The organism is Mycobacterium sp. 852002-51152_SCH6134967 (genome assembly GCF_001667105.1).
In the GTDB taxonomy this organism is placed as follows: Bacteria; Actinomycetota; Actinomycetes; order Mycobacteriales; family Mycobacteriaceae; genus Mycobacterium; species Mycobacterium neumannii_A.
This window is the reverse complement of sequence record NZ_LZIK01000070.1, coordinates 81499-98942: the sequence shown is the minus strand read 5'-3', so window position 1 is coordinate 98942 and position 17444 is coordinate 81499. Positions and strand designations below refer to the sequence as shown.

Annotated in this window: 17 protein-coding genes; 5 read left to right on the top strand and 12 right to left on the bottom strand. The window is 64.9% G+C overall.

Features of this window, described 5'->3' with window-relative positions:
• Positions 1–10 precede the first annotated feature (10 nt).
• The 4 genes from A5790_RS23820 to A5790_RS23805 all read left to right on the top strand — a co-directional run bounded on the left by A5790_RS23820 (position 11) and on the right by A5790_RS23805 (position 4202).
• Positions 11–1120 carry a PLP-dependent cysteine synthase family protein gene (locus A5790_RS23820; RefSeq protein WP_064412535.1) on the top strand — a complete coding sequence of 370 codons (1110 nt, stop codon included), beginning with the start codon at positions 11–13 and terminating at the stop codon, positions 1118–1120.
• Positions 1120–2379 carry an MFS transporter gene (locus A5790_RS23815; protein ID WP_064412536.1) on the top strand — a complete coding sequence of 420 codons (1260 nt, stop codon included), beginning with the start codon at positions 1120–1122 and terminating at the stop codon, positions 2377–2379. Before A5790_RS23820 ends, A5790_RS23815 begins: the two co-directional genes overlap by 1 nt.
• Before the next feature lie 386 nt (positions 2380–2765).
• Complete coding sequence (locus tag A5790_RS23810; protein ID WP_064412537.1) at positions 2766–3065, top strand: hypothetical protein; 300 nt, start codon at positions 2766–2768, stop codon at positions 3063–3065.
• A 678-nt stretch (positions 3066–3743) separates the two neighbouring features.
• Positions 3744–4202: a rhodanese-like domain-containing protein gene (locus tag A5790_RS23805; protein WP_231987880.1), complete on the top strand. Its 459-nt coding sequence runs from the start codon at positions 3744–3746 to the stop codon at positions 4200–4202.
• A gap of 578 nt (positions 4203–4780) precedes the next feature.
• Here A5790_RS23805 and A5790_RS23800 read toward each other — a convergent pair.
• The 11 genes from A5790_RS23800 to A5790_RS23750 all read right to left on the bottom strand — a co-directional run bounded on the left by A5790_RS23800 (position 4781) and on the right by A5790_RS23750 (position 14426).
• Positions 4781–5107, bottom strand: a complete 327-nt coding sequence (locus A5790_RS23800; protein ID WP_064412538.1) for a metal-sensitive transcriptional regulator — start codon at positions 5105–5107, stop codon at positions 4781–4783.
• Between the two features lie 176 nt (positions 5108–5283).
• Positions 5284–5529, bottom strand: a complete 246-nt coding sequence (locus A5790_RS23795; RefSeq protein WP_064412539.1) for a YHS domain-containing protein — start codon at positions 5527–5529, stop codon at positions 5284–5286.
• 92 nt (positions 5530–5621) lie between these two features.
• On the bottom strand, positions 5622–5834 hold the full coding sequence (locus tag A5790_RS23790) for a heavy-metal-associated domain-containing protein (protein ID WP_064412540.1): 213 nt from the start codon (positions 5832–5834) through the stop codon (positions 5622–5624).
• A 314-nt stretch (positions 5835–6148) separates the two neighbouring features.
• Positions 6149–7540, bottom strand: coding sequence for an NADH-quinone oxidoreductase subunit N (locus A5790_RS23785; RefSeq protein ID WP_064412663.1), 1392 nt, complete (start codon positions 7538–7540; stop codon positions 6149–6151).
• Positions 7541–7561: 21 nt separating this feature from the next.
• Entirely contained in the window at positions 7562–9052 is a 1491-nt protein-coding gene (locus A5790_RS23780) for a NuoM family protein (RefSeq protein WP_064412541.1), read from the bottom strand.
• Positions 9053–9056: 4 nt separating this feature from the next.
• Complete coding sequence (locus tag A5790_RS23775; RefSeq protein ID WP_231987887.1) at positions 9057–10796, bottom strand: proton-conducting transporter membrane subunit; 1740 nt, start codon at positions 10794–10796, stop codon at positions 9057–9059.
• Positions 10797–10914: 118 nt separating this feature from the next.
• Complete coding sequence (locus A5790_RS23770) at positions 10915–11217, bottom strand: NADH-quinone oxidoreductase subunit K (protein ID WP_064412542.1); 303 nt, start codon at positions 11215–11217, stop codon at positions 10915–10917.
• Complete coding sequence (locus A5790_RS23765; protein ID WP_064412543.1) at positions 11214–11777, bottom strand: NADH-quinone oxidoreductase subunit J; 564 nt, start codon at positions 11775–11777, stop codon at positions 11214–11216. The genes A5790_RS23770 and A5790_RS23765 overlap by 4 nt, the downstream gene beginning before the upstream one ends.
• A gap of 6 nt (positions 11778–11783) precedes the next feature.
• Positions 11784–12713 (bottom strand): complex I subunit 1 family protein, encoded by a 930-nt coding sequence (locus A5790_RS23760; RefSeq protein WP_064412544.1) that lies wholly within the window; start codon positions 12711–12713, stop codon positions 11784–11786.
• Positions 12706–14091 (bottom strand): hypothetical protein, encoded by a 1386-nt coding sequence (locus A5790_RS26330; protein WP_231987879.1) that lies wholly within the window; start codon positions 14089–14091, stop codon positions 12706–12708. The genes A5790_RS23760 and A5790_RS26330 overlap by 8 nt, the downstream gene beginning before the upstream one ends.
• A complete protein-coding gene (locus tag A5790_RS23750; RefSeq protein ID WP_064412545.1) occupies positions 14082–14426 on the bottom strand; it encodes an NADH-quinone oxidoreductase subunit A in 345 nt (114 codons plus the stop codon). Before A5790_RS23750 ends, A5790_RS26330 begins: the two co-directional genes overlap by 10 nt.
• Before the next feature lie 806 nt (positions 14427–15232).
• Between A5790_RS23750 and A5790_RS23745 the strand changes: the two genes are divergently transcribed.
• Positions 15233–15658: a BlaI/MecI/CopY family transcriptional regulator gene (locus A5790_RS23745; protein WP_369829813.1), complete on the top strand. Its 426-nt coding sequence runs from the start codon at positions 15233–15235 to the stop codon at positions 15656–15658.
• A gap of 822 nt (positions 15659–16480) precedes the next feature.
• On the opposite strand, the gene A5790_RS23740 is transcribed toward A5790_RS23745, so the two are convergent.
• Entirely contained in the window at positions 16481–17434 is a 954-nt protein-coding gene (locus A5790_RS23740; protein ID WP_066850048.1) for an alpha/beta fold hydrolase, read from the bottom strand.
• Positions 17435–17444 lie beyond the last annotated feature (10 nt).

Here is a 17444-nt window from a genome sequence, read left to right as displayed (position 1 = left end):
CGACACTCATATGAACCATGTCCTATCCGTCCATTCCACCGACCTGCACTTTTCACACCATCGCACGTTGGGCCGAAACCACCGCCTGGCCACCATGGTGGGACACACGCCTGTGCTGCGGATATCGGCGCCCTTCAGTGACGATGAGCGCGGCTTCTGGGCCAAGCTCGAGGGATCCAATCCCGGCGGCATGAAAGACCGTCCCGCCATGCACATGGTGGAGCGGGGTCGCGCCCGCGGCGATCTGCGACCGGGGGCCCGGATCGTGGAATCCACCAGCGGCACTCTCGGTCTGGGGCTGGCCCTGGCGGGTACTGTGTACGGCCACCCCGTGACACTGGTCGCGGACCCAGGAATGGAGCCGATCATGCACCGCATGCTGTCGGCCTACGGCGCCGAAGTCGAGGTGGTAAGCGAACCCCATCCAGAAGGGGGCTGGCAGCAGGCGCGCCGTGATCGAGTCGCTGAGCTGCTCGCCGTGCACCCACACTCCTGGTATCCCGACCAGTACAACAATCCCGACAATGTCGAGGCCTACCAGGGCCTGGCGCTGGAGCTGATTGCCCAGCTCGGCGATATCGACGTGCTGGTGTGCTCTGTCGGCACCGGCGGTCACTCCGCCGGGGTCGCACGGGTGCTACGTCAGTTCAATCCCCATCTCAAATTGATCGGTGTGGATACAGTCGGTTCGACCATTTTCGGCCAGCCGGCGGCGACCCGATTGATGCGGGGACTGGGCTCGAGCATCTACCCGCGGAACGTCGATTACGACGCCTTTGATGAGGTGCATTGGGTGGCTCCTGCTGAGGCCGTGTGGGGCTGCCGCACACTGGCGGCGACACACTATGCCACGGGCGGTTGGAGTGTCGGCGCAGTCGCGCTGGTCTCTGGCTGGGTGACCAGAACACACCCGGTCGGCACAACGATCACCGCCATCTTCCCCGACGGGCCGCAACGCTACTTCGACACCATCTACAACGACGACTACTGCCGCCAACACGATCTTTACGGTTGGCAACCGCCCGACGAGCCCGATATCGTCGCTCACCCATTCGAACGGGTGGTCAGCTCATGGACACGCTGCCTCAACGTGGTCGATCCAGTGCGGAGTGAGCACTGATGGTGGCTGGGCTCAGGCAGTTCACCAGCTTCGGATGGCCCAGCCGGATGCTGATGATCAATCAGTTCGGCATCAACTTGGGCTTCTACATGCTGATGCCCTACCTGGCCGGATACCTAGCCGGGCCACTGGGTCTGGCGGCCTGGGCGGTCGGTCTGGTTCTGGGCGTGCGCAACTTCTCCCAACAGGGCATGTTCATCGTCGGCGGTACGCTGGCCGACCGGCTTGGCTACAAGCCGCTGATTGTCGCCGGCTGCCTATTGCGCACGGCTGGATTCGGGCTGTTGGTCGTAGCACAGTCATTACCCGCCGTTTTGATCGCTTCGGCGGCCACGGGTTTCGCCGGAGCGTTGTTCAATCCTGCGGTGCGCGCCTACCTTGCTGCGGATTCCAAAGAGCGCAGGGTCGAAGCATTCGCCATGTTCAACGTGTTTTATCAAGCGGGCATTCTGGCGGGCCCGCTGGCAGGACTGGCCCTGATGGTGACGGACTTTCGCATCGTCGCCGCTGTAGCGGCCGCAGTGTTTGCCATGCTGACCGTGGTGCAGCTTTTCGCATTGCCGCAACACAGCGCCGAACCGCCCGCCGAGAAGACCGCGATACTCGATGACTGGCGCATCGTGGTGAGAAACCGGTCATTCCTGTGGTTTGCGGCCGCGATGATCGGCTCCTATGTGTTGAGCTTCCAGGTCTACCTGGCCTTGCCGCTGCATGCTGCCGTGCTGGCTCCGCAACATGAATCAATGCTGATTGCCGCAGTGTTCGTCGTCTCCGGGACCGTCGCTGTCACGGGGCAGTTTCGCATCACGCGATGGTTCTCCGCCCGCTGGGGTGCCGGACGGTCGCTGATGATCGGCATGCTCATTCTTTCTGCCTCGTTCCTGCCGCTGCTCGTTGTCCCCACCAGCGGGCGCTTCGGTTCCGTTGCCGCCGTCGTGGCGTTGCTGGTCTCGGCCGGGCTGCTGGCCGTCGGATCGGCAGCCGTCTTCCCCTTCGAGATGGACACAGTGGTGTCCTTGTCGGACAACCGCCTCGTCGCTACGCACTACGGTTTTTACAACACGATTGTCGGAATCGGCATTCTGGCCGGCAACCTGGCCACCGGCGCACTCATGCAGGCCGCTCGTGATGCCGGTGCCGACGAATTGCTCTGGGCCGGATTGGCTTTGGTTGGGTTGGCGGCGGCACTAGCGCTGCATCGACTCGATCGCCGCGGGCATCTAGTGCCCCGGACAGCACTGGCCGATGCGGCGCGATGATGAGATTTCGAGTCGACGAACGCAAGATGTGACTCCAAGCCCGTGCATCGTGCACTTGCACGACAAGGGTGACCAATCGGCTCTCAGTCGGGGCTAGCGATTCGAGGTAACACCCGCCGTTATCGCCGGAGCTGGGAACGCTTTGGTCGTCTCCGGCATTTGCTGAGCGGCGCCCGGCGCGCCAGTTGGAGTGCAGGGCTGAGACGCGGACTAGCCCGATGCTGCCTGCATGAAAGACCCTGCAACTCAAAGCTTTAACCTGTTACCAAATCGTGGCGCGTAAGGCTTGGCATGTGTCTGTAAGCAGGTACCCTAGAGTCATATACGCATTAGCTACGTACTGAGCGCGACCATAAAACGTCTTGGTACGCGAAGGGAGATCAACCGTGAAGAAATCCGCACTGGTGACCATCGCACTTTCAGCTCTCGCGACAGCCATGATTGCCGCAACAGAGCCGGCCGCTGCAGCACCGACCGGGCCCGGCTCGGTCCAGGACACAATCAACAGACTGGAAGGAAACGGCTACAAAGTGATCCTCAACAAGGTCGGGTCAGCACCGTTGGAGAAGTGCACGATCAGCGGCGTGCGCCCAGGCCGAGAGGTCACCGAGTTTCGACAGAACCGGCGCGATCAGCTCGTCGAGCGCGTCCTGTACGAGACCGTGTACGTCGACGCTTCCTGCTAAAGCAGCGGGCGGGGTGTCTTTTCCGGGTCGGCGCCACCCCGCCCTGTCGAATCCACTTCGCCGAACCCGTGACGGCCTCGCCTTGTGCCTAGCGAAAAGTGTGGGGTGCCGACGATGTGGGCCGCTCGCACGTTGATGCACTGATCCGTCATCAAAGATATTGGCCACCAAGGCAACTGCTGGACCACCCAACGGCTGCGGCGATCGTGTCATCGCAGCGCCACTGCTTGCCGCGGCGCCGAGCGGTGTTACCAGCCGTGTCGACGCGTCGCCGACTGAACCGGCATGACCTCGTCGCTTCAGATGCCCGGACACCTCGTGGTCCGCGGGAGGCCGTACGCCATGAAGGCCAGCGCTTATGCGCAGCAGGTGCGGTCGTTTTTCATAGCACGCCGACGCCTGGTGTTGGCGCCAAGCGCGCACATCAGCGCGCACTTGGCGGCCGCACGCACCGCAGGGTGCCGGGCAACGCGCACCAGCGCCCGCTCCGGCTTGACCTCGTTACTCATCCCAGTCTCCTCTCCCGCATCCTATACCCTGCCAGGGTATAGGCGGGATTCGTCTCGCGTACAGGGGACGGCCACCCTGCACGTGTGTGCTTTGATCCCAGGTCAGCGCCGCCAATGCCGAGTCATGGCCCAGTTCTGATCTACTATCACACTTAGTACGCTCAGTCAGGTGGTGTCGTTGATCCGTAATCTCTGCGCCCGTGTGGCCATCGTCGGTGCGGTGCTGACCTTGGCTGGGTGTTCTACTCCCGCCGAACAATTGACGCCGTCGGCGGCACTGCCGTCCGCAGAACAGGCCGACACTGTGCCACACGCACCGCGCTCAGTCGGACCGAGCGAATTTGCGGAGGCGATTGCCGCGCCCGAGCGGGTCACCATCAATGTGCACGTGCCCTACGAAGGCGACATCACTGGCACGGATCTCAGCATTCCGTTCGACCAAATCGAGACCAGCATCGGCAGGCTACCGTCCGTTCGCAACACTCCGCTGGCGGTCTACTGCCGCACCGGACGGATGAGCACAATCGCCGCCACCACTTTGGCCGACCTTGGGTATCACGACGTGGTGGAGTTAGCAGGTGGAATGCAGGCGTGGCAACAAAGCGGCCGTGAGCTCGTCCGGCGCTGACCTTCTGCGCTTCTGCGGATGAGGAGTCGGCATTTTCGTATTTCACCGGGCGTCTGAGTCGTCTCTACGTCTGTATCGATAGGAGCCCACCGGGGCCACGAGGCCTCGGGCGCCTTGGCCAGCTGTGAACGTGGCTGCCAAGCCCATTAGCTGCCATTGGCATTCCCAGCGTTCCTCAAGAAGCTCATCTATCAAAGAGGTGTCGGGGCGGCCACCGAGCCTGCGAATGGCCGCGCTAACCGCGCTGAGCAGTTCTAGTTGGCGGTCGATGGCTTGCAGCCTTCCCACGTCGCTCCGTTCGCTGGACCGGCGGACTGCGGCGCTGACGGCACGCGCCCGGATCTACGGTTCTGGTACACAGATGCTAGTCGATTGGTGCTTGCGATCGGCGCGATTCCTCGGTTGGCACGACCGCAGTCAGCGCAGATGGCCCAAAGCCCAATGCGGCTCTCGTCGACTCTGAAACCTGGGCGTATCGCCGGTATTCGGGCGCCTGGCGTGATGATGGCCAGCGGCCGCGGCGATGGTAGGTCATGACCGCACGGGGCTAGCCCGTCGAGGGAAGGGTATGCGGCGATTCACGATCGCACGAGTCGATTGATGGCGTCGGTGGCCTCTTTGATCTTAGCGTCGGCGTCATCGCCGCCAGCATGCGCGGCGTTGAGCACGCAGTGTTTGAGGTGGTCGTCGAGCAGGCCGAGCGCCACTGCCTGCAAGGCCCGGGTCAGGGCGCTGACTTGGGTGAGGATGTCGATGCAATATTGCTCGTCGTCAACCATGCGGTGCACGCCGCGCACCTGTCCTTCGATGCGCTTGAGACGATCAAGGTAGCGGTCCTTGTCAGTGATGTAGCCATGTCGCGGCGGCGCCGCCGAGGGTTTGCCTTCGGCTGCCGATGTGGGCATGTGTTCCTCCCAGTGGTGTGGCCGAATTTGACGTTCGGGACAAAAGGGCCCGCGCTTAACACCGGATATCTGGGCGTCGCAGGTTCAGAGACATTGTCGCAGGAATTGTGACGATGGGTGATTCTCGCCACGCGCGCCCGCGCGGGGCGCCGAGCCACCCATCGCCGATAGCTGGCTTATGCTGCAGCGTATCTCGCTGGGTCGGCGTCGAACTTGGGGACGCATCCAGCGCAGCACAACCAGTAGGTACGCCCAGCGTACTGGCGCACCCAGCCCTTGGCTTCGGCTTTGGCCTTGGCCACGAACCGCCCAGGCATGACCGGGCACTCGGCGGCGTCGACGCCAGGATCCACCGTGTCGTGGTCGTGGTCGTCGCGGTGGTGATCGTCGCTGGTGCCGGTGGCAGCACGGTGATCTGTCATGGTCGAGGATGTCCTTTCAGGTTCGGTCAGAAGTCCGGGCAACGGTCGCCAACGTGCGGTTCGGCTGTCCCAAGATTTTTAGCGGCGATAAGTCATCCGACGCGCGCCGCGGTGTAGCCAGCTTCGTCGACGGCGGCGAGTACAGCCGCGTCGTCGACCGGCTTAGCGCTGGTGACGACCAGCTTGCCGGTAGCCGCACTGACGTCGACCTGCTCGACACCGTCGATCTGGCCGACTTCCTCACGCACCGACATCTCGCAGTGCCCGCAGGTCATTCCTGTGACCTCATATTCGCTGGTGGCCATGAATTACGCCTTCCTTGCTAGCTGTGAGCAACGACTGTGTTAACAGCGCCTTTCGCCATGCGAAGGCGCCAACCGACAGTCACCTGCTTGTGCACATGACGCGCCTCCTTGCATACCCGGGCGGGGTAACCACACATAGAGACAATATACCCCTGGTGGGTATTCCACCAGGGTGGTCATTCGCCCTCTTCGCACAGCCGACGAACGGATGTCCGCTGGAATCGGGTTGGCGACGCCACGTGGATGATCGCCTGCAAGGATTCCGCGTTTTGTGTGGCCTCATGGCGCGGAGCAACGCCCTGTGTCGACGCGGGTCAGGTGACTAGTTGCCATACCGGTCCGGCGATGATGCCCAGAAGGAGGCTGAGCGTGGCGGCCGACACCGCGGCGCGGGTGGGCCAGTGCTGGGCCGCCGGTTTGTCGGCATCGCCGGTCTCGTGGGGACGCCCGAAGGCGGGGATGATCCAGCGTAGGTAGTAGAACAGGCTGACCAATGTGTTGACGAACACCATGACGGCCAGCCATGCATACCGGCCGTCCCAGGCCGCGGTGGCCGTGGTGACCTTGCCGATGAACACCGCGGTGGGCGGAGTCCCCACCAGACCGAGCAGCGCCACGACCAGCGCCCCCGCCAGCCACGGGTGACTTCCCGCCAAGCCGCGGTAGGAATCGAGATCGTGGCACCCGGGCAGCGCCGCGGTGACCGCGAACGCCGCAATGTTGGTGACGGTATAGCCGACTAGATAGAACAGCAGCGAGGGCAGCGCCAACTCGCTGCTAGCCGCGACGGTGATCGGCACCAGGAGATAGCCGACCTGGCTGACCGTGGACCATCCCAACAGCCGACGCGGGTCCTGTTGCCAATAGGCGGCTAGATTACCCAAAGTCATGCTGGCGACGGCAAATACGCCGATCAATACCGGCCACGCCAGGGTGTCGGGCAGCACGGTGGTGAGGCGGTACAACGCCACCAGAGCCCCGATCTTGGGAATGGTGGTCAGATACGTCGCCGCCGTGGCGTTAGCGCCCTGCGCGGCGTCAGGCACCCAAAAGTGCGCCGGCACACCACCGGCCTCGAACATCAGGCCCGCCAGCACACCGACCACTCCGGCGGCGACCGCTATCGTCGGAGCGCCGCCCAGGACCATCGCCAGCTGCGGGTAGCGCGTCGCGCCGGTGAGGCCGTAGAGAACCGTGACGCCGAGCATCAGCAGGATCCCGAACAATGCGCCCATCAGATAGGCCTTCATGGCGGCCTCGGCCGCGGCGGCCGAGCGGCTCAACCCGATGAGACCGTAGAGCGGGATGCTGGCCAGGAAGTAGCCGGCCACCAGCAACAACAGGTCGTCTGCGCCTGCCAGCACCAGGACCCCGGTGCTCGAAAACATCAGCAGCGCATATGTTTCGGCTTCCCGCGGCGAGGACCGCATCTCAGCGCCGGCCACCGCCCATATCAACAACAATCCGGCTGCACAGGCGATCCGTGCTACACCGGTGGCGGTGTCGACGGAAAACGCGCCCTCGAAAGCCATCTGATCCGGGCCGACCATCTGCACCACTGCGACGCCGATAACACCGACCTGCACCGCGGCCGCCATGACGCCGACCCACCACTGCCGCTGCCGGGGCAGAAACGATCCCGCGATCAGCGCCACCAGACCGGCGCCGAACATGAGCATCTCCGGCCCCATTAGCAGTGGCCGCATCGCCGCCTCGGGATTCACGGATTATCTCCCGACGAGCGCGACCAGCGCTGTCGCGGCGGGTTCGATGAGGTCCAGCAGCGGTCTGGGCAGTAGGCCGATGGCCACGCTGAGCACGAGAAGGATTGACACCGAAGCGGTCTCAGGGACCCGCAGGTCAGTGAAGTCGACAGCATGCCCACGCGTGGGACCGGTGAAGACGCGTTGCAGCGCGCGCAGAAACAGCGCGGCGGTGATCAGGATGCCGGGCAGAGCCAGCGCCGTGACCGGAGAGGCGGCGATGCTGCCGGCGAAGATCTGGAATTCGGCGATGAAACCGGAAAACCCCGGCAATCCCAGTGAGGCGAACGCGCCCACGGCGAACAGCGCGGCGAGTTTGGGCGCCGGGCCGGCCAGTCCGCCGTAGGAGTCCATGTCATAGCTGCCCGCCCGGTCGTAGAACACCCCGGCGAGCAGAAACAGGGCGGCCGTGATCAGGCCGTGGCTGACCATCTGGGTGACCGCACCGACTACCGCGACCTCCCGCGCGTCGGCGGTGCCCGCCGCGGTCAGCCCGGCAGCGCCGACGGCCATCACGATGTAGCCCATGTGGTTGACCGAGGTGTAGGCGATCATGCGTTTGAGGTCGTTTTGGGCCAGCGCGACCAGCGCCCCGTAGATCACCGATACGACCCCGACGGCGATGATGGGCCACGCCCACTCGCGCCATGCCTGCGGCAGCATCGGCATTGCGATTCGCACGAACCCGTAGGTGCCCATTTTCAGCAGCACCCCGGCGAGCACCGCCGACCCGACGGCGGGCGCATCGGTGTGCGCCGGCGGCAGCCACGTGTGGAAGGGGACGGTGGGTGTCTTGACCGCCAATCCGAGCAGGATCGCGGCCAGCACCAGGCTGCCCGCCAGCGGGCTGCGCGCCAACGGTGTGGTCGCCGCCAGCTCGACCATGTCGAAGGTGTGCGGGTCGGCGGCGATGTAGAGGCCGATAAAGCCCACCAGTAGCGCCAGCGATCCCAGGAATGTGTAGAGGAAGAACTTCAGCGCCGAGCGGGTCGCGTCGCCGTGTCCCCAGCCGGTGATGACGAAGTACATCGCCACGATCGACAAATCGAAGAAGACGAAGAACAAGATCAGATCTGCGGCGACGAACAACCCAAGGCTGACGCTTTGCAGGAACAAGAACAACGCGGCCTGCAGCCGGGGCCGGTCCTCGTTGCGCAGCCCGTAGATCGCGCAGGCCAGGAAGATCACCGCCGTCATCACCACCAGCGGCAGCGATAGACCATCGACGCCGATGTGGTAGCTGCTGTTGACGCCGGGAATCCAGGGGACCTGCTCCTCGAACGCCAGCTCGTTCGGCGCCGGCGCGTCGTAGCGCGCCCAAACCCCGACAATGAGCACCAGGTCGATTGACGTGACCACCACCCACATCACGTTGGCGGTGCGGCCGGCTAGCCGGGATGCGGCCAGTAGCACCAGCGCAGCGGCTAGCGGCAGGAACACGATCACACTGAGCATCAGGTCACCTCGCCGTCACGATGAGTACGAAGCCGGCGACCAATAGCACTCCGGCGGCCAAGTAATAGTGATGCAGCTGGCCGGTTTGCGGTCGGCGCGTCAGCTGAGCGAACCGTCCCACTCGCGCGGCTACCGCTTCCACCGCGCTGTCCACACCACCGATGTCGATGCGAGCGGCCCGACCCGCCGCGCGCAACACCGCGATCGCCCCGGCGTCGACCACCCGATCGAGCACCTTGTCATCGAATCGGGCTGCCACCCGGGCGGCAGCCATTGTCGGGGCAACCACCAGCACATTCGCCGCGCGTTGCAGCCCCAACCAGGATGCGGCCCAGCGAGGTTCGGGCACGCCCCAGCGTGCCACCACCGCCACCACGATCAGCGCAAGGACGGCCGAACCGAGCAGCTCGGCCACGCCGGGATGACTGATCGGCTGCTCGCCGTCGAGGGCACGCCCAATGATGGACCCAACCGGTGGCAGGGCCAGCACTCCCGCTACCACCGCCCCTGCTGCGAGAACCACAAGAGGCGCCTTTTCGAGACCGGTGAGCCGTCGTGGGACGGGTCGGGCCGCCGCGGTCGGCGGCCCGGCGGTCTCCTCGGTCGAGGGCAAAGCCCACATCACCACCAGCATCTTCGCCGCATACGCCGCCGACAGCGCCGAGGCCAGTAGTCCCAGGCCGTACAACACGGGGGAGTGCTGCGCGGCAGCGGCCAACACCGCATCCTTGGTAGCCCACAACGACAGCGGCGCGATCCCCGCCAACGTCAGTGCCGCGATCGTCGCCGACCACCCCACCACCCGCCAGCGCCGCGCCACACCGTGCAAGTCGTCCAGACGCTGGGTGCCCAACAGCGACAACCAAGCGCCCGCGGCGAGGAACAAACCGGCCTTGGTGGCGGCGTGCGCCACCAGGTGCGCGGCGCCCCCGCCGACGGCGGCCACCCCGGCGGCCATCACCACGAATCCCAGCTGCGCTGCGGTGGACGCGGCGAGCAGCTGTTTGATGTCGCGCTGGGCGACCGCGACGGCGCCGAGCATCACTGCGGTGATAACGCCCACCCATGCCGCCGCGGTCGCCGCCCAGCCGGTGGCGGCCAGCAAGGGTTGCGTCCGCAACAACAAGAATCCGCCCATCGCCACCATCGCCGCCGAATGCAGCAGGGCGCTAACAGGACTGGGACCCGACATCGCCCGCGACAGCCAAAAGGAGAACGGCAGCTGCGCCGCCTTGCCGAGCGCCGCCACGAGCACGCCGAACGCCATTACATCGCGCCACCCACCCTGGGCATCGGCGAAACTGTTCAGCGCCATCCCAGCGCCGCCGGCCAGCGCGGCACCCGCGGCCAGATACAAACCCAGATCGGCGGTGCGGGTGGTCACGAACGCGGTGAGCCCATCGGAGACGCGGTATTGCTCGCGCCACCAAAACCCGATCAGGGCATAGGACGCCGCCCCCATCATCTCCCAACCCAGCAGCAACGTGGGCAGCGTCGCGGCGGTCACCGTCAGAATGGCGGCCGCGGCGAACACCAGCATCAACCCGTGAAATCTGCTCCGCGCCTGGCGGATGCTCCCGGCAGAAAACATCAGCACCAGCAACGTCGCGGTGGTGACCGCCGGCAGCACGGTCGCGGCGAGCGCGTCGACCCGAAGACCCAATGGCGCGCCCGCCATGAACGCCACTTGCACCGACGGCCGCGCGACGGCCACCACGACCGACACAGCGACGCACCCGAGCATGCTGGCCAAAGAGATCACGTTCACCCACCGATCGTCGCGGCGGGAGATCAACACAACGACTCCCACCGCGGCCGGCGCAGCGACCAGCAGCCACAGCAGCGCCGAGATCACGGGCTGCTCATCGGGAAAGGTCGCTTGCCATGTCGGTCATGTCAACACGACGCTCGCGGTGCAGCGCCGTGGCCACCGCGAACCCCATCGCCATCTCCACCGTCATGGCGGCGATGACCACCAGCAGCAGCACCTGGCCGCTGGGTGCGGGCATCACGAACCACCAAAACCCGGCGGCGGCAAGGATGATCGCGTTGATCATCAACTCCAGGCCCATCATCACCATCACCACAACTTGCTGAGACAGCGCACCGTAGAGCCCGACGCTAAAAATCGCTGCCGCTACCAATAACACCGTCTGCAAGGTCATCGATCGACTCCCCCGGGCTGCGGGTCACGTGCGGGCCGGCGTTTGAGATCGTCACCGAAACGGTCATAACGAGTACGGGCGGCCGCCAACACCACCCCGGCGACGATCGTGGCGACCATCACCGGGCTGATCACCACCATGGTCAGCATGTGCGGGCCCATCAACGCCTCGCCCAGTGCCATGGTGACGTCCGGCGGCGGCTGGCCCTGCCGGGCGGGCCAGTCGATCAGCGCAATCCCCGAAGCCAGGAAGACAAAGGTGGCCCCGGCAGCGACTAGTGCGCGGCGGTTGTCGTGAACCATGCTCATCGGCATCAGCGCCGGGTTCATGCCCATGAACATGACCATGTAGACCGCCATCACCGCCATCTCCATCACCATCATCAAGATGGTGACCACGCCGATGTAGTTCTGCTGCAGCAGCACAACTGCGACACCGACCGCAATGAACGAACTCGCCAGCGCATATGTTGCGCGCGCCATCGAATTGACCCAGAACACCGCGGCACCGGCAGCGACGGCGATGACCGCGAGCAGCCAGAACACGATATGAACAATCATGGTGTGTCAACTCCTCCAGATGGCGATGAGCGCCACCACTAGGTCTTGGGCCAAAACGGCTGGCAACAACACGACCCAGCCGACCTCCATGAACTTGTCGGGTCGCAGTGCTGGAATTGTTCGGCGCAGCCATACCAAGACGCTCAGCAGCGCAAGGGTTTTCACAACTGACCACATCCAGTCCGGCAGCAGCGGACCAGCACCGCCGCCGAGAAACATCGGCACGGCGAACGCCGCGCCCGCGGCCAACAGCGCATAGCGGCCTGCCTGAAACAGCAGCCGGTCTACGCCCGACAGCTCGGAGGTCACGCCACCGGCGATGTCGGCCCCCAGCGCCGGCGCGAAGGGGCCCCCTACCGAAAAAGCGACCACCCCAAGGCAATACACCACGAATGCGACGGGCATCCACACCACGAACCACACGCCGTGCTGGGCGTTCGCCACGTCACCAACCCGCAGGCTACCCGCCGCTACGGCGGGCGCGACCAGGGCGAACATCAACGGCAACTCATAGCCCAACGCGTGGGCGAGGAACCGATAGCCACCGATCAATGCGTGCACCGAATTAGGGCCCCAGCCGGCCAGCCACACCAGCGCCCACATCATCACATCCATGGCGTTGAACCACACCACGCCGACCTCGATATCCAGCAGCGTCCAACGGCCCAGCGGCACAACCACAATCATCAGCAGAGCGACCACGATCGGGCCGGCGCACCCGATGCGCCACAGCAGCGTGTCGGCAGCCACCAGGGTCCGGCGACGCTGACGCATCAGGCGGGCCGCCTCAAACAGCGGTGCGGCCACCGCGCCGCTCGCGCCGTCGGCTCGTGCGGAAAGAGTGCTGTCCAGGCTCGCCGCGAACAGGACGAGCACGGCCAACAGGGCAGCGGCCGCCAGCGCCCACACGCCACTGACTGTCGTCACCTCAGGCATGCTGACCCCGCTCCGAGGGTGACAGCTCGATACCTAAACCGGCGACCACCAGCCGTGCCGTGGCCACGTCTAAACCCTCGACCAGATCGGGCAGTATGTCCTTCACGGCGCCGTGGGGCACGTGCAACTGGGGCGCATCGGCCTCGTCTCTAACCGCACGTTGCACCACGTCGAGCCTTGTGAGCAGCCGATCGTAGGTATCTCCGGCCAGAGCCGCGGGCATTCCATATCGGTCGATGTCATCGACCGCGATTGGGGCGAGATCGCGCAGCGCCCACCGCAGCACCCGGGAGCGGCGCACCACGGTGGCCAACGCGTCGGCCTGCTGGCGGGCGGCGCGGCTGTCGACGGTGTCACCCAGCAGCACCTCGCGTAGCCGTCGTGCGCGCCCCGCCGCGCGAGGCCAGCCGGCCAGTACCAAGAGGTCGACGATATGGTCGGTGTGGCGGGCTGCCTGCATCCAGCTGCTCAGTAGCGGCTGCGGTTGTTCGTTGGAGGCGGCGCCCATCATCTGAGGCTGAGCCGCAGTGATGACATCGCCCTGCAGCGCGCAGCGCAGCACCAGCCCGGCTGGCCAGTACGCGAGGAACGGACCCAGCCGCACGTGCAGCTCGTCCATCTCCAAGCCGTCGCGGTCTTCACCGCCCTGGGCCAACGCGATTCCCGCCGGAGCCATTTCCATATCGCCGTGGTCCATGTGGTGACCGCTGTGGCCCATATCGTGATGACCATCCTCGCCGGGGTCACCGTGTGCGCCGCGGTCGTGGTGCTGGTGTGCGCTGTGGTCAGCCGGCTCGTGGCTGTTCTCCTCGGGATGGTGAAGATCTGAGCCGCCGTGCGGTGAAGCGTCACCTTGCCCTTTGTGGTGATGGGTTGCGTGGTCGTCGCTGCCGTCGTCTCCGTTCGCATCGTGGCCGCCGTGGGCTGTTTCGGAGGGGGCACTGTCGGCCGGGCGGCCGTGCCCGGCGGCGCTGTGGGGCATGTGGTGACCTTCGGCGCCGGCGTCGTGCTGAGGCATCGGTGCGGCGGACTGTATTCGGTCGCGGGCATCTGTGCGCTGCCACTTGGTGTCGACAAGGACGCCGGCCGCGCGGTCCAGTTGCGAGCGCGTCGCCGACAGATCTCGGATGACGACCCGAGCGCGGGGGCCTGGCAGCTGGTCCCAGAGGCGATCGATGAGGTCGGCGAATTCATCGTCGACTGCGGTTCCACAGACCGCCAACACGTCGGCGCCGGCCGGTGAGACGGCTTGCCGCCATCCGCGCGCAGCGATCAGGTTCTGTGTTGCGGCGCGAAGCGCCCAATTGCCTGGCAGCTCGGCGATGAACACATGCGGACGCCGGGCGGCGTACTTGGCCAGCCATCGATTCAGGTCCACCGCAGCGCACCCTCTCGCCATGCCCAGGCGACCGCGACGAGCAGCGCGGCCAGAAACAGAAACATCTCGATGACCGCGGTGGCGCCCATCTCGACGACGACGACCGCCCAGGGATACATGAACAGCATTTCGACGTCGAAGGCCAGGAACACTAGCGTGGCCAAGTACCAGCGGACGTGATAGCGCGACAACGCGTGCTCCTCGGGTAGCCATCCAGACTGGAAGGGCAGCGAGACCAGCGGTCTAGACGACACGGCCGTAAATCGGTGGGCAGCGTAGAGACTGGCCACCCCACTGACGGCGACCAGCAAGACCCCCGTCAACCCGGCATACATACGCACCTCCGGGGTTCGCGATGTCCGAGCCGCGACACGCAATGATTGGTGACGCCCTCTAGACATACCCCGAAGGGGTATCTGAAAGCAAGGGAATGCTGACCGTCAGTTCGCCCTCCGGAAAGGAGCGCACGAAGCCGAGATCCTGCTCGAGCTCGAAGGCGAGAGCCGTATCCGGTCACGGCCGTGGAGACAGCCTGGAAACCTGGCTTTGACGAAGAGCACGACCAGCCGGCCAACCTGTGCACCTGCCATCGCGAACAAGTTCGTCGTGTTCATGCTGTGCGCGCCCGAGGTGCCCGATGATGACGTTCCAGGATAAAGACGAGATCGGGACGCAGGCGCAGTTGCGCCACCCCGCGGCCGCCAGCTGAGCAGGTCACGTCAAATTTCTGTGTCACTGATACTTTCTTCGCTACAGCGGTCGTAGTCGTCGAAGTGAGCTGAATGTTGACCGACGCGTCCGGATAATCCCGCGCTAATCGCACCACCGCGCCGCGATCGGCGCGGTGGCATCGGCATCGCGTTCCCGACAGAGGAAGAAGCCGGCGTCAGCTCCACCCGGTTCGGTACGGTCGGTGGTTCCATAATCTCGGCGAGACGTCAGCGGGCAGCATGGTCTGCCCACTAGGTCTCGTTGACCGGGGAGATCCTCGAACCGTCTCGCTTACCAGGGGAGGTTTCGGACCCGCGCCCATGCCGCCGCGGACGTTGAGCCTTCGAATTGGCCCTCGGTCTCCGCACCGGATAAAACGGCATTACGCTGTGAGTACGTAGACATACGCATTCCGCCGAAGGGGCGCACCATGCGTGACACAGGCTCGACAGGGACAGCCGGGAGGCCAACGGTGCGCGCACGCGGATTCGGCGAACTCGAAGCCGTCATCATGGAGCGCATCTGGAACCGTGGACCCGAGACGACCACGACGGTGCGAGAAATTTTCGAGGAACTAGCCGCAGAACGCGACATCGCCTACACCACAGTGATGTCCACGATGGACAACTTGCATAGCAAGGGCTACCTGGCTCGCGAGCGTGACGGCAAGGCCTACCGGTATTGGCCAACCTTGACTCGGGAGCAACACAGCGCAAGCCTCATGCGGCAAGCCTTGAACTCCGGCGGCCAACCAGACCTGGTGCTCAGTTACTTCCTTGAACAGATCGGCCCCCAGGAGTCGGCGCGCCTACGCGCCGCGCTACGACGACCCAGGAAGCGAGCAGCCAAAGGCTGAGTGGCCGGCTCAGAAGCGAATCGGTCGCCGGGCGCATACGCCAACCCCGGGCGTGATCCGATACCTGAGCACGTCCAACGACGCACCATGCCTCACTCCAGCCTCGTCCCTCGACGTGGCGTTGCCAGTTCATGTGCCACGACCGACCTTCTCCGAGCTAGCGGCCGACTACAACTTGTCGCCGATGACATGCTCTGCATCGGAACTGCAAGACCAGCGACTAGATCCAGTATGCGGCTCCGCGCGCGGCCGAGCGGCAGATCGAGACGCGTTGGCCGCCTTTGAAGCCGGCGATCTGGCGGGGGGGAGGAGTCGCAACCCCGCCAGATCTCCGCCGCGGTTGCCACGCCGCGCAATCTGGTTATCGCAGCAAGTGAGCGACCCGTTAGCGACAAGAGTTGGATTTGTCGGACCTCTAATGGCCAATGTCGAGATTAGGCATCTCGGCGCAATGGTCGAAGGTATGCACCGGTGCAGTACTACTCGCCATAGTAAGTAGTCGGCCGGCTGCACGCATGGCGAAGCCGCTGACAGTCCGAACATGCGTGATTGCAGTAAAGGCAGATGTCTGCCCTGACCGCGAAGTCAACCGTCGCTGTCGAGCCGCAGAGGCTGCGGTGAATCTGGTCGCGTCCGTGCCTCGCCGCCACAAGGAGTTGGCATCTTAGCCCGCTGCCGATCCGCAGCGTTCGCACTGTTCATCGTCGCCGCTCTGCTGACCGGAACCGCCCGCCTGGATCGCCAGAGACGACGGGTCCCAATGGTGACTGGCACGCAGGTGAATATATCCCCAGCCGACCATGTTGAACAGGACCGTCGCGGTCACTGTCTCGGGCCAGAAGCTGCTCGCCGCAGCGTGATTGGACTAGCAATCCACGGATTGGTCACAGAGAAGAGCTGATTAGGGGTACATGTCCTTCCCCAATTCGTTGCCCCCTGGCTGCATCGATTGGCACGAAGAGCCGACAGCGGATCAACGTGAGCCCGATAGGTTTTGAAGGAAGTCGTGGATGGGGGGGCGAACGCCTGCCCCATGTCATCGGCTGTGCTCAGGGCCCGGGACATCCTGACAGGTGCCATGCGCGCATTTGGGATCAGCTTGCTGATGAGGTGAGCAAGCGCGACCGGGTGCCGGTCATCGTCGCCTGGGATGATCAGCACGGGCGTTGTGATGGCCGCGAGTTCGTCGGGCGACTGGAATGCTCGATCGTGGCCGATTGCCGCTGCGGCTGCGACGCTGGCTGCATGGGCTCGCGGGATCGCATCGCGGACGAGATTGGCGATGAGCGGCTGCAAATGCGGCAGGTACAGTTCCCATCCGGCTTCGATGCCGTGGGCGCGGACGCGGTCGGCGAACTCGTCCATCATCGCCGTTTCGGTAGCCTTTGCTTCGTCGTCCTCAATGTCTTCCGGACTGATCACCACAGTGCACCAGATCCGGTCGGGATGCTTGGCACAGGCCCGAAGCGCAATGGTGCCTCCTAGGCCCGCACCGATGAGTCCCGCCGTTTCCACGTCGACGGCATTCATGAGCGAGATGACGTCCTGCACGTACTGATCCCATGTGTGGCGTTCCTGGTCCGCGCAGATGGAGCGCCCGTAGCCCCGGATGTCGGGCAGCACGACGCGATAGCGGTCGGTCAGCTGCTCGGCCAGGGGCTGCATGCTGTGGTGATCAGGACCCCCGCCGTGCAGCATGATCAGAAGTGGTCCCTCGCCCATGCCAGCCGCGTGGAGCCGCCACCCGTCGGAGCCGATGTAGGTCAGTTCTGTCATCGTCGGACCA